The following is a 12,154-nucleotide window of genomic DNA, read 5'->3' on the forward strand; positions in this document are numbered from 1 at the left end:
AGTCTTTGTCGACCTCATCAACTACTGTGAATGTCCACACAGATTTGCTTGTCTGTCTAATTGTTAAAGAGCGTTTCGGAAGTTCGTTTCGTTCCGAAGAGGCTGCGTATTTTACGCTTCAAACCTCTTTCGTCAAGCGCTTTTTTGAAGAAGATTTTCAAGCGGTTAATTTGTGACCAAATGTCGTTTTCAACACTGCTTTTCCATCTCTTCGGCTCTTGCCGACCTGACCTTTAAACCGCGCCGTTTGTCGCTGTGTGCCGTGTCAGTGAGGGCGCATTATAGGGAGCAAATTCGTTTGCGCAAGCGCTTTTATAGCAACACTTTACCAAGCGCCTGCAATTTAGGCATTGCGGTTATAATTAGCTCAGAAACCAATAGGTGGTGGCTGTTTTTGGAGCAGACTGGATTGTATTTATCGTTAACATTGATAAAGTTGATTGAATAACCGCCAAGGCGAATAAGAACAAAGCTGAAAATGCAAGGAATGGCAATGACAACGCTTTTGAAACTGGTGGCACTGCAGATAATGATTGCTGGGATGTTGCTTTCAACAACAACCAATGCCAACGACATCATTTACACCTGGGTAGATGAAAACGGTACAAAACACTACAGTCAACTCCCCCCCGAAGGTGAGTATGAAGTTACCCGATTGAACCATCAGGATCTTGAACCCAAGCGAATAGGAACTGTATCTCCGGTCAGAGCCGTGGCAAAAGCCAAACCAGCTACCGAAGACGATTTAACCAAACAGGCCGATGAGATAAAAGCGCAGAATGCAGAGCAGGCCAAAAGTATTTGTGACAATGCCAAACACACCCTGAATGTACTGCTCACCCATGCTCAGGTGACCCGTAAGGATGAAAGTAACGGTGAAATGGTGACTATGACACAAGAGCAGAAGCAGGCCGCGATTAAAGAGAGCCAGGAAAGAGTCAAACTCTTTTGTGAAGAGTGAGCCATCCGAGCCAAGGCACAACAACAAGTAAGTACATATAAGAAAGGGCGTCCGTGGACGCCCTTTCTACTGATAGACCTGGGTAATCTATTACTGGGTAAAAGTTAGAGCATTACCTTCCACTTCAACCTTAATTGCCTTACCCGGTACCAGCTCTCCTTTAAGCAGGCGCTGAGCCAGTGGGTTCTCTATCTCCTGTTGCAGTGCCCGCTTCAGGGGACGGGCTCCAAATACCGGATCGAACCCAGCCTGAGCAATAATAGCCAACGCCTCGTCAGACACCTGCAAGTCGAACTCTTTCTCAGCCAATCGCGTGCGCAAAGAGCCAATCTGAATATCAGCGATGCGTTTAATGTTCTCGGCATCCAGAGGATGGAACACCACAGTTTCGTCTATGCGGTTCAGGAACTCAGGGCGGAAGTACTTATTCACTACATCCATCACCTCAGTCTTCATATCCTCATAGGAGAAACTCCCAAACCTCTCCTGAATCACATCAGAGCCGAGGTTGGATGTCATAATCACCACTGCATTGCGGAAATCCACAGTTCTGCCCTGCCCATCGGTCAGACGACCGTCATCCAATACTTGCAGCAGAATATTGAATACATCCGGGTGCGCCTTCTCAACCTCATCCAACAGAATTACTGAGTAAGGTTTGCGACGCACAGCTTCAGTCAGGTATCCCCCTTCCTCATAACCCACATATCCAGGAGGTGCACCGACCAAACGGGACACCGAGTGTTTCTCCATAAATTCAGACATGTCGATACGAACCAGCGCCGATTCACTGTCGAACAGGAATTTCGCCAGGGTTTTACACAACTCTGTCTTACCCACCCCGGTGGGGCCAAGGAACAGGAAGGAGCCAATCGGACGATTAGGGTCGGCCAAACCGGCACGGCTGCGGCGAATGGCATTGGCCACAGCGTCAACCGCTTCATTCTGACCTATCACCCGCTCATGCAAAGCAGTTTCCATCTGCAACAGTTTTTCACGCTCACCTTCCAGCATCTTGGCAACCGGGATCCCCGTCGCCTTGGAAAGCACTTCGGCAATCTCCACATCTGTGACCTTATTGCGCAGCAGGGTCATGTCCTGCATTTCGGCCTGAGACGCCAGATCAAGCTGCTTTTCCAGCTCTGGAATACGACCATACTGAAGCTCAGACATGCGGGTCAGGTCACCGGCACGGCGTGCCACTTCCATATCCATACGCGCCTGCTCAAGATCAGCCTTGATCTGTTGAGTCCCTGCCAGTGCAGCTTTCTCTGTATACCAGATCTCATTCAACTCATTTGCCTTGGCTTCAATCTCTTTCAGATCTTCCCGCAGTGTCGCCAAACGTTTGCGACTGGCTTCATCATTTTCTTTCACCAACGCCTGCTCTTCCAGCTTAAGCTGGATAGCACGACGCTCCAGACGATCCAGCTGTTCAGGCTTGGAATCAATCTGCATACGAATACTGGAGGCGGCTTCGTCAATCAGGTCGATAGCTTTATCTGGCAGTTTTCTGTCAGAGATATACCTGTGAGACATGCTCGCCGCAGCAACAATGGCCGGGTCGGTGATCTCCACATGGTGGTGCAACTCATAGCGCTCTTTCAGGCCTCGGAGAATAGCGATGGTATCTTCCACATTGGGCTCTTCCACCAGAACTTTCTGGAAGCGGCGCTCAAGGGCGGCATCTTTCTCTATATATTGCCGGTATTCATCCAGGGTAGTGGCACCGACGCAGTGCAGCTCACCACGGGCCAATGCCGGCTTTAACATATTGCCCGCATCCATGGCGCCGTCACTCTTACCGGCGCCGACCATGGTGTGCAGCTCGTCGATAAACAGGATCACCTGTCCCTCTTCCTGAGCCAGTTCGTTGAGCACAGCCTTGAGACGCTCTTCAAACTCACCACGGTATTTGGCACCGGCAACCAGCGCCCCGAGATCCAGCGACAGCACCCGCTTGTTCTTGATACCTTCAGGCACTTCACCGTTAACAATACGCTGGGCCAGACCTTCAACAATGGCTGTCTTACCCACACCCGGCTCACCAATCAGCACAGGATTATTTTTACTGCGGCGCTGCAGCACCTGAACAGTGCGGCGTATTTCGTCATCACGGCCAATAACAGGATCCAGCTTGCCCTGTTCAGCACGCTCGGTCAGATCCACTGTGTATTTTTTTAATGCCTGGCGCTGATCCTCTGCATTGGGATCATCCACCTTCTGGCCACCACGAATCGCTTCTATGGTTTTCTCCATTAACTCTTTGGTGGCACCCGACTCCTTAAGAATACGAGCCAGGGTGTCATTGCCTTCCAGCGCTGCGAGGACGAACAATTCGCTGGAGATATATTTGTCTTTACGTTTTTGGGCGAGCTTATCGCACAAATTCAGCAAACGGATCAGTGCCTGGGAAAGCTGTACGTCACCACCGGTACCGTCTACCTGTGGCAGACGCTCCAGCTCCTGACTGAGCAAAGAACGCAGATTGCTGACACGGATCCCCGCTTGAGTCAGCAGGGGATGGATGGAGCCACCATCTTGATTGAGCAACGCCATCATCAGGTGCACGGGTTCAATGAACTGGTGATCCCGGCCTAACGCCAGGGATTGGGCATCTGAAATGGCGATCTGGAATTTATTGGTCATACGATCGAGTCGCATAAAACCTCCTGAGGAAAGCCAAATATAGTCACCAACGGGGCAGGTATCGGCTGCTTTTTAATCCAGCATATATCCAGTGTATAAAAAGAAAATTTAATCAAATAGATAAATATACACCGGCAGATTCGTCTGCACCGTCTTCTAACAAAAAGATGGAGTCTGAATCCGGATTTTCAAGGGAAGGGTCAGGCCTTAAGCCAGATAAAAGAGGCAAAACGTCCTGTGGTTGCGGTTTTGCGGAAAGAAAAATATTTATGGTCCTGGGTATAGGTACACTCACCGGCACACAGGATTTCAGAGACTCCTGCCGACTCCAGTCTTTGACGAGCCAACATTTCCAGATTGCCGAGGAACTTGCCGGGCAAAACAGCCACAAAAGCCTGTTGAGCCGCTTCGTCAACAGCCATAAAAGCATCGCGGACTTCGCCACCAACCTCGAAAGCAGCTGGACCAATGGCCGGGCCGGTAAACGCCAGAATATCTTCAGGGCGAGCCTTAAACTTTGCCAGGGTGGCTTCAATCACGCCGTTACATAATCCACGCCAACCGGCATGAACGGCAGCGACTTCAGTACCATGGCGGTCGCACAGCAGAACAGGCAGACAATCAGCCGTCATGACCGCACACACCTGACCGGGTGTATTGGTGTAACTGGCATCAGCCTGATTGGAACCATCAAGAGGAAGGGAAACCACATCTGTACCATGAACCTGCTCCAACCAAACCGGCTGAGAAGGCATGGCGAACATGGACTGCACCCGACGACGATTTTCGGTAACAGCTTGTGGGTCGTCATTGACATGATCCCCCAGATTCAAGCTGTCGAAAGGTGGCAGACTGACTCCCCCCTCACGGGTGGAGACAGCAAAACCTATGTTATCGGGTACCGCCCAGCCAAACACCCTTAGATGTACTCCATCGGATGTTCTTCTGTGTCTTTACGCAGTGCTTTGGTCAGTTCAACCATATCTGCAGGAACCGGTGCCTGGAAGCTCATGATTTCCATATCAACCGGGTGCACCAACTCAAGACGTACAGCGTGCAGCGCCTGACGCTTGAAGTTTCTCAGCACCTCGGTGAACTCGGCGCTGGCAGCCTTGGGCGGACGAGGACGACCACCATAAACTGGATCACCTACCAGTACGTGGCCAATATGGGCCATGTGCACACGGATCTGGTGAGTACGACCGGTTTCCAGGCGCAAACGCAGACGGGTATGGGCGCGGAACTTCTCTGCCACACGGTAGTGGGTCACAGAAGGACGACCATTATGGATCACCGCCATATGGGTACGCTTGGTGGCATGACGACCAATAGGCTCATCAACGGTACCGCCAGCTGTCATGGTACCGATACAGATCGCCTCATATTCACGGGTGATCTCGCGGGCCTGCAACGCAGCGACCAGATGAGTCTGTGCTTCTACTGTTTTTGCCACCACCATCAAACCTGTGGTGTCTTTATCCAGACGGTGAACAATACCGGCACGGGGTACCAGTTCAATTTCCGGGCAGTGGTGCAACAGAGCATTCATCAGAGTGCCATCTGTATTGCCTGCGCCCGGATGAACCACCAGACCGGCCTGCTTGTTGATCACCAGAATGTGGTCATCTTCGTAAACGATATCCAGATCTATGGCCTGAGCTTCGGCGTGCACTTCCTCTGGAAGGGTCGCCTCAATCTCTACCTGCTGGGATTCGAGTACTTTTTCTCGGGGCTTATCTACCTTGACCCCATCAACATATACTGCACCGGATACGATCCATTCCTTGATGCGTGTGCGCGAGTAGTCAGGGAACAACTCTGCCAATGCCTGATCCAATCTCAGCCCTGTTTGAGTTGCTGAAATCTCGCTTTTTAGATTAATCTCTTGAGCCATAAGGAACCGTTCCCCGGATTTGGGGTCCAATAAGAAAGTGCTATCTGTTACAATCGGATTGTTTCTATTTTATCGTGAAATGGAAAAATTCTTAACTACAACTTATAAAAGAATTGAATTCTCCTATGTCTAGATTTGCCAAGTGCGCTGCCGTTGCCTTGATATCCCTTGCGATTTCAGCCTGTAGCAGTAACAACGAGCTGGATGAATCCCTGTCCAAACAGTCACCTGAGGCCCTCTATACCCAGGCCCGTACCTCAATGGAACTGGGAAATTTTTCCAAAGCAGTCCGCACCCTGGAAGCTCTGGATTCCCGCTATCCCTTTGGACCTCACAAAACTCAGGTCCAGCTGGATATGATCTATGCCTATTATAAGCTGAATGATCCGGCTTCCGGCATTGCCAATATTGACCGTTTCATTCGTCTGAACCCAACCCACCCTGATATAGACTATGTCTACTATATGCGTGGACTGGTGAACATGCAGTCAGACAGCTATATGTTCCACGATATGCTGGGTATCGACCGCACTGACAGAGATCCCAAGCACGCGATGCAGGCCTTCAAAGATTTTGAACGCCTGATCAAGATGTACCCAAACAGCAAATATGCTGCCGATTCGCAAAAGCGTATGCAGTGGCTGAAAGATCGTCTGGCTCGCTACTCCATCGATGTGGCTGAGTACTACCTGAAGATGAACGCCTGGAGTGCTGCAGCTGTTCGCGCTCAATCTGTGATGGAAACCTACCCGGGTACTCCTTCAACCGAGCGCGCGTTGGAAATTATGGCTGAAGCCTACGGAGAACTCGGACAGGAAAAGCTTAGAGAGCATGTTTTGCAGGTGCTCAAAGTTAACTTCCCGGGAAATAAACTGGTCGCTAACTAACAGTCGATAGCCTTTTAAGTTGCCCTTATAAACGCCCCTTTTATGGGGCGTTTTGTTTTGGGAAGCAATGCCGCCAAAGGCTGGGCAATACCAAGAGGTCAAAAAACCAGGCTGAGCCGATAATCAAGGCTGACAGCAGACTTAACTCAAGTATGGGGCCGAAATCTGACAACATTCCCAGCATAAACCCGGCGACCAACACCAGACTGGTCAGAGAAATTGCCGGAGTGATCCTGATTAACTGCCTTCTCAATATAAAGGGGTGCTGCGCTGCTTTGGCATCCAGCCGTAACAGCAGATGCAGGGTATCATCGACAATAATACCCAGGATCATACCTATTACCATGGTGCTCCCCAGGCTGAGGCCTCCCCCCGTCATCCCCCAGTAACCAAACACCCATATCAACGGCAGCAGGTTGGCCATCAACCCCAGCAGCGCCAGACGTATTGACCCTCTCAACCAGTAAAGCAGCAGACTCAGCATCACCAATGCCACCAAAAACGACAGCAACATATTAATGGCATTGTCCTCACTCAAATGAGCGTAAAGGCTTTGGGGCCCGAGCGCAGGGGACAATTCACCGGGATATTGCTGCTGCGCCAGCCAGCTGTTGATTCTCTGCTCCAGTGCCAACATGCTGGCGGTATCTGTTGGCCGTAAGTACACCTGCAGCAACTGACGTTGCAAATCATCTGTGACCTCCTTTCCCAGTCCAAGCTCTGATGGCGGTGTAGCCTTAAATACCTGCTCAAGGGCTGAACGCCCCAACCCTGCAGCTCTGAACCAGTCAATCAGAGTATCGACTCTCACCACTTCAGGCTGCTGCTTCAAAAAGCGGGAAAAGCGATTAACAAATCTGACTGCTTCAGGATCCAGCGCGCCATTTGGGTGTGTATATAGGAAGGTTTGATAATTAGCGGCATAAAACGTTTTGGCCGTCACCTCTGCCCCCTGGCGCAAAGGGTTATCAGCTGAGAAATACCCCAGCGGGTCATCTTTAAACACAAGTTGAGCCACGCCGATTCCGCCAAATACACAGGCCAGCAGAGCCAAACTCAAACCCGGCAGCGGACGCTGCAAGGCTTTAATGGCCAATCTGGATGAGCATTCCAGTCGTCGCGCCTCTTTTGGATTATTGTCCCGGCTGTGGCCCTTGCGCCTGCCAAGCCCCACAATCACCATCAACCAGGTGAGATGCAGTAGTAGATTGATCGCCACCGCGAATGCCACCAGAATGCCGAAGGCTTTTATGGGTGGTGAAGGACTGAAAGTCAGCAGCAAAAAACCACAACAGGTCGTGAGCGCCCCCCAAAACAGTGGCGGCAAGTGCTCCTCTATACTTCTGCGCCGGGCCTCCATGCAATCCAGCCCCAAATTAGAAAGCCTGCGCCAACCGGTAAACAGATGAATACCCGACGCCAGCGACAGCACCACCAAAATCACCGGAATCACACCACTGATTGCCGTCAGAGGCAAAGCCAACCATCCGGCAATGCCCAGAGTTAACCAAAGGCTGAGCAAAGCACTGCTGCCAATACCGAGCAGCCAGGGTAATGACCTGACGTACCAACCCAGCAAGATTGCGGTTAACAACATCAGAGAAGGCATAAACCAGGCAAGGTCACTGCTGAATACTTCGGCATACTGCCAGTTCAGAGCCAAAGGTCCATAGAAGAACAGCTCAAGCCGCTGACCATCAACCAACGCTGTCAATTGCCATTGCAACTGCTCTATCAATTGACCAAACAACTCGGGAGATAAAGCGGACTGCTCAAACTCCATTTCAAGCAGCACGATTCTGCCATCTTTGGAAATCACCAGGCTTTCTCTGGGGTGAGCTTTGTATGAAAGCAGCCTATCCCTGTGTCCGGAACCATGGATAAGCTCTAAATAGCCAGCTACAGACAAAACCTCGGAGTTGTCAGTCAGGATATTGTTGATCTGCTCAAGCTGACTTTGCTGATGTTGCCACTGCCAGTCTTCCGGGCCTTTGATAATCAACCACAGGGTATCGGGGCGATTGAAGCTATCAGTCAACTCCCGACTCAACTCATATCGCAGATCATCAGGCGCAAAGTACGCGTCGTAACGGGTATTGATATTCAGTTGCCAGACTAAAGGAGAGACAGTGGCGGCCAGCGCCAACCAAAACAGGACAATACCCAGTGGATGTCGCCACAACTTAATCAAATATCCATACATACAGTCCGATGCTTCTCCCTGAATCATCCTGTTTACTTACCCTATAGCGACCAGCCCTGTTTGGCCTGCTCTCGCCGGTTTTATCATCAATACTCCCAGCCATGGTGCAAGCAGGTGATTTTTCGCGCTTTACGTCACAACAGGCTAACGCTTTTACTGCAAAAACTCAGCATTATCAGCGCTTGCGGGCAAATCTTATGCAAACACACAGGTTTTTGGTTTTTCCCAAAGAAAAGTGTTGACTCAAATCCGCAAAAGCTTTTTAATGCACGCCGTCGCCCGAATAGCTCAGTTGGTAGAGCAGCGGATTGAAAATCCGCGTGTCCCTGGTTCGATTCCGGGTTCGGGCACCACTCTTTAACTTTGGTGCTGAACAGGCTAAATTAAAGAGCTTAAGCAAGATAGTACAGTGCAGGTGTGGTGGAATTGGTAGACACGCCAGCTTCAGGTGCTGGTGCCCTCACGGGCGTGGAAGTTCAAGTCTTCTCACCTGTACCAATCTTGTTTAAATAGTTGTTGATCACACAGGTCGTCAGTGCAGGTGTGGTGGAATTGGTAGACACGCCAGCTTCAGGTGCTGGTGCCCTCACGGGCGTGGAAGTTCAAGTCTTCTCACCTGTACCAATTTCTGACGATTCGATTAACAACAAATTCTATGCAGGTGTGGTGGAATTGGTAGACACGCTAGCTTCAGGTGCTAGTGCCCTTACGGGCGTGGAAGTTCAAGTCTTCTCACCTGTACCAATTTTAAGACCTCGATAACGTCGAGGTTTTTTTAGCGGAAAATAAAACCGTTAAAGCCCGAATAGCTCAGTTGGTAGAGCAGCGGATTGAAAATCCGCGTGTCCCTGGTTCGATTCCGGGTTCGGGCACCACTCTTTACTCTGACATCTTGATGTCTGCTACCAAAGGTAAAGAGTTTACTGTTCTCAATGCAGGTGTGGTGGAATTGGTAGACACGCCAGCTTCAGGTGCTGGTGCCCTCACGGGCGTGGAAGTTCAAGTCTTCTCACCTGTACCAAATACAGGCTTTGTTGTGAGCTGATTGTTGGTACACAGCAAAGAGATAAACATCAGGTTTATCAAAAAGTTTTGCCCGAATAGCTCAGTTGGTAGAGCAGCGGATTGAAAATCCGCGTGTCCCTGGTTCGATTCCGGGTTCGGGCACCACTCTTTACTTCGGCTGAAAAGTCTGCTACCAAGGGTAAAGAGTTTTAAAAAGTTCAATGCAGGTGTGGTGGAATTGGTAGACACGCCAGCTTCAGGTGCTGGTGCCCTCACGGGCGTGGAAGTTCAAGTCTTCTCACCTGTACCACATTGAGATACAAAAAAGCCTCGCTCTGCGAGGCTTTTTTGTATCTGTCGTTCTCTCTCTGGCTGAAATAGCTTTTACACCAAATAAAAAGGACCGGATAACCGGCCCTGTTCGGGTTCAGGAAAGTGCTGCAGGCTAAGCCTTAAACCTGCTGACAGAGGCCAGCAGCTCAGCTGCCTTATCTTCCAGAGTTGCACTGTCTTTGGCGTTAACGATTGCCGCCTTCGAGGAGCTCTCGGCCACATCCCGGATCACCAGAACATTCTTGTTCACCTCGTTGGCCACCATACTCTGCTGTTCAATTGCGGCAGCAATTTGAGTACTCATGTCCATGATATTACTGATGTCCTGATTGATTTGCTCCAGAGCATCCCCTGCCGCTGCAGCCTGAGCTACGCTGTCATTGCCCTGGCGCTGGCTGGTTTGCATCATGGACACTACTGTTTGAGTGCGGGTCTGCAGGTTATCAATAATAGTGGCAATCTCATTAGTGGACTCCTGGGTCCGCATCGCCAGTGAACGCACTTCATCGGCCACCACAGCAAACCCCCTTCCCTGCTCGCCGGCGCGTGCGGCTTCGATGGCTGCATTCAATGCCAGCAGGTTGGTTTGATCTGCAATCCCACGGATTACATCCAAAACCTGACCTATTGTCTCTCCATCTTTGGCAAGCTCGGAAACCACGTCCCCACTGTCATCCAGTTTATCTGCCAAGGTCTGGATCATGGTTATGGTATGCTGCACAGCGTGTTGACCCTGCTGCGCGTTTTCATGAGTCTTGGCGGCTTTGCCTGCTGCCAGCTCGGTACTGTTGGCAATCTCTTCTATGGTCGCCCCCATTTCCGTGATAGCAGTTGCCACCATATCGGTTTCGTTCAGTTGGCTGGTAATTCCATCAGAAGATTTGCGTGCAGTCTCAGACAGAGACAGGCAGGAGTCATTGACCTGAGTGACAGAGTCGTTGACCTGCCTGATAAGCGCCTGAAAGTTTTCCAGCATATTATTGAAGTGCAGCGCTATCTGGCCAAGTTCATCCTGACGGGAAGTATCACAACGAAGGGTCAAATCCCTTTCGGTTTCAACCCGAGTGATCAGTGCAGTGATCTGCTCTACCGGATTCACTATGCTGCGGATAATCGCTACCGTAAATACCGCAAGCACGGCGGCTAAGCAGGCAAATACGCCAAGAGATATCATAGTATTACGGGAGGTCTCTGCCTCATAGACTGCAAGGGTTTTCTCATTCAAGGCAACAAACAGTTTGTCCATCTGTGCACTCAACTGACTCAACTGACCTTTCAAACCGTCACCGTCACCAAGCCCCAGTTGCTGCTCTCTCTCCACTAACGCCCTGAAGTCATTCTGGTAGACCTGCATCAAACTGCTGATTTCCCTCTGAGTCTCTGACGATACACCGCTGACCTTGAGACGCTGGGAAAACAGCTCGATATTATTATTAAAGCGATCCAGATACTTGACGTCGCGGCGCAACATAAAGTCTTTCTCGTTGCGTCTGAGCTGCAACATCAGCACTGTCAGAGCATCCTGCTGCTCCTGTTTCAACTTAGACTCTACATTATGCACTGCCTGTCTCAGCTCACCATAAAGCCCACTCTTGGGCGTCATACCGATTTCAATTTGAAGTTGAGCTGCAATGTCGAAAGATTGAGTGTATTGTCGGCTGACATTCATAAACTCATCCAGTAACTGCTGGGAGACATTAAATCCGGCGTAAATGTGGCTTAAGCTTGCCACGGTAGTAGCCAGGTGCTCCCTGTCTTTCTGATGGCGGGCGGTGTACTTGTCATCAAGCCGTGTGAAGAAATCCTTCTCGTCTTTTCTCAAACGGAGCAAATCCCGCTCCAGTTCTACTATATGCTTTACTGCCGTATCCAGCTCTTCCTGAGTGGATTGGGCCTGCAGCTGCAGTACAAAGATCAGCACAACTGTGCCCAATCCCAATAATGCATTCAGCATCAATTTACGACGAATCAACATATTATTTCCTGTTGTTTTTATTATTCAGATGGCGACATCCTGCCTAACTCGCAACCTTGTTATACATTTGTGATACTAACCCCCAGTGTGCGCAACTTATTAAACTCGCTACAAAAGTGCGACAACTGTCATAAAAATGTCAACTTCACACACTCTTTATCGTTTGCCAGCCAACTTTATTTAGTTCAACCGATGTTTTTTTAATCAGACTTTAAACCTTTTATGTCTTTAACAGCATCTAAACAGT

The 12,154-nt window shown here is 50.1% G+C and carries 7 protein-coding genes and 8 tRNA genes; 10 read left to right on the plus strand and 5 right to left on the minus strand.

The window, feature by feature from the left end; translation table 11 throughout:
* Positions 1–493: 493 nt before the first annotated feature.
* Entirely contained in the window at positions 494–961 is a 468-nt protein-coding gene (locus L2725_RS18955) for a DUF4124 domain-containing protein (protein WP_249250396.1), read from the plus strand.
* Between the two features lie 90 nt (positions 962–1,051).
* Here the strand turns inward: L2725_RS18955 and clpB are convergent, their stop codons facing one another.
* From clpB to rluD, 3 genes are all read right to left on the minus strand, one after another.
* Entirely contained in the window at positions 1,052–3,625 is a 2,574-nt protein-coding gene (gene clpB, locus L2725_RS18960) for an ATP-dependent chaperone ClpB (protein WP_248937407.1), read from the minus strand.
* Between the two features lie 185 nt (positions 3,626–3,810).
* The gene (gene pgeF, locus L2725_RS18965; RefSeq protein WP_249250397.1) at positions 3,811–4,527 is read right to left on the minus strand and encodes a peptidoglycan editing factor PgeF; all 717 of its coding nucleotides are present in this window, start codon (positions 4,525–4,527) and stop codon (positions 3,811–3,813) included.
* A gap of 2 nt (positions 4,528–4,529) precedes the next feature.
* Positions 4,530–5,504: a 23S rRNA pseudouridine(1911/1915/1917) synthase RluD gene (rluD, locus tag L2725_RS18970; RefSeq protein WP_115136988.1), complete on the minus strand. Its 975-nt coding sequence runs from the start codon at positions 5,502–5,504 to the stop codon at positions 4,530–4,532.
* A 125-nt stretch (positions 5,505–5,629) separates the two neighbouring features.
* Here rluD and L2725_RS18975 point away from each other — a divergent pair, with 125 nt between their 5' ends.
* Positions 5,630–6,391, plus strand: coding sequence for an outer membrane protein assembly factor BamD (locus tag L2725_RS18975; RefSeq protein WP_248937405.1), 762 nt, complete (start codon positions 5,630–5,632; stop codon positions 6,389–6,391).
* Positions 6,392–6,431: 40 nt separating this feature from the next.
* Here the strand turns inward: L2725_RS18975 and L2725_RS18980 are convergent, their stop codons facing one another.
* Positions 6,432–8,621: an efflux RND transporter permease subunit gene (locus L2725_RS18980; RefSeq protein ID WP_249250398.1), complete on the minus strand. Its 2,190-nt coding sequence runs from the start codon at positions 8,619–8,621 to the stop codon at positions 6,432–6,434.
* Positions 8,622–8,871: 250 nt separating this feature from the next.
* Between L2725_RS18980 and L2725_RS18985 the strand changes: the two genes are divergently transcribed.
* The 8 genes from L2725_RS18985 (at position 8,872) to L2725_RS19020 (ending at position 9,909) form a co-directional block, all read left to right on the plus strand.
* Positions 8,872–8,947 (plus strand) — tRNA-Phe (locus L2725_RS18985).
* A 58-nt stretch (positions 8,948–9,005) separates the two neighbouring features.
* Positions 9,006–9,092 (plus strand) — tRNA-Leu (locus tag L2725_RS18990).
* A gap of 39 nt (positions 9,093–9,131) precedes the next feature.
* Positions 9,132–9,218: transfer RNA gene (locus tag L2725_RS18995), tRNA-Leu, on the plus strand.
* Between the two features lie 33 nt (positions 9,219–9,251).
* Positions 9,252–9,338: transfer RNA gene (locus tag L2725_RS19000), tRNA-Leu, on the plus strand.
* A gap of 55 nt (positions 9,339–9,393) precedes the next feature.
* Positions 9,394–9,469 (plus strand) — tRNA-Phe (locus L2725_RS19005).
* 59 nt (positions 9,470–9,528) lie between these two features.
* A tRNA-Leu gene (locus L2725_RS19010) sits at positions 9,529–9,615 on the plus strand.
* A gap of 73 nt (positions 9,616–9,688) precedes the next feature.
* Positions 9,689–9,764 (plus strand) — tRNA-Phe (locus L2725_RS19015).
* Between the two features lie 58 nt (positions 9,765–9,822).
* Positions 9,823–9,909: transfer RNA gene (locus L2725_RS19020), tRNA-Leu, on the plus strand.
* A gap of 135 nt (positions 9,910–10,044) precedes the next feature.
* Here the strand turns inward: L2725_RS19020 and L2725_RS19025 are convergent.
* Positions 10,045–11,907 carry a methyl-accepting chemotaxis protein gene (locus L2725_RS19025; RefSeq protein WP_115136991.1) on the minus strand — a complete coding sequence of 621 codons (1,863 nt, stop codon included), beginning with the start codon at positions 11,905–11,907 and terminating at the stop codon, positions 10,045–10,047.
* Positions 11,908–12,154 lie beyond the last annotated feature (247 nt).

The organism is Shewanella corallii, from assembly GCF_023349125.1.
GTDB lineage: Bacteria > Pseudomonadota > Gammaproteobacteria > Enterobacterales > Shewanellaceae > Shewanella > Shewanella corallii.

What these genes read in the sequence shown, in the direction of transcription:
- clpB (WP_248937407.1), bottom strand. Translation starts at nt 3,625, where the DNA reads ATGCGACTCGATCGTATGACCAATAAATTCCAGATCGCCATTTCAGAT.
- L2725_RS19025 (WP_115136991.1), bottom strand. Translation starts at nt 11,907, where the DNA reads ATGTTGATTCGTCGTAAATTGATGCTGAATGCATTATTGGGATTGGGC.
- L2725_RS18975 (WP_248937405.1), top strand. Translation starts at nt 5,630, where the DNA reads ATGTCTAGATTTGCCAAGTGCGCTGCCGTTGCCTTGATATCCCTTGCG.
- rluD (WP_115136988.1), bottom strand. Translation starts at nt 5,504, where the DNA reads ATGGCTCAAGAGATTAATCTAAAAAGCGAGATTTCAGCAACTCAAACA.
- L2725_RS18955 (WP_249250396.1), top strand. Translation starts at nt 494, where the DNA reads ATGACAACGCTTTTGAAACTGGTGGCACTGCAGATAATGATTGCTGGG.
- L2725_RS18980 (WP_249250398.1), bottom strand. Translation starts at nt 8,621, where the DNA reads ATGATTCAGGGAGAAGCATCGGACTGTATGTATGGATATTTGATTAAG.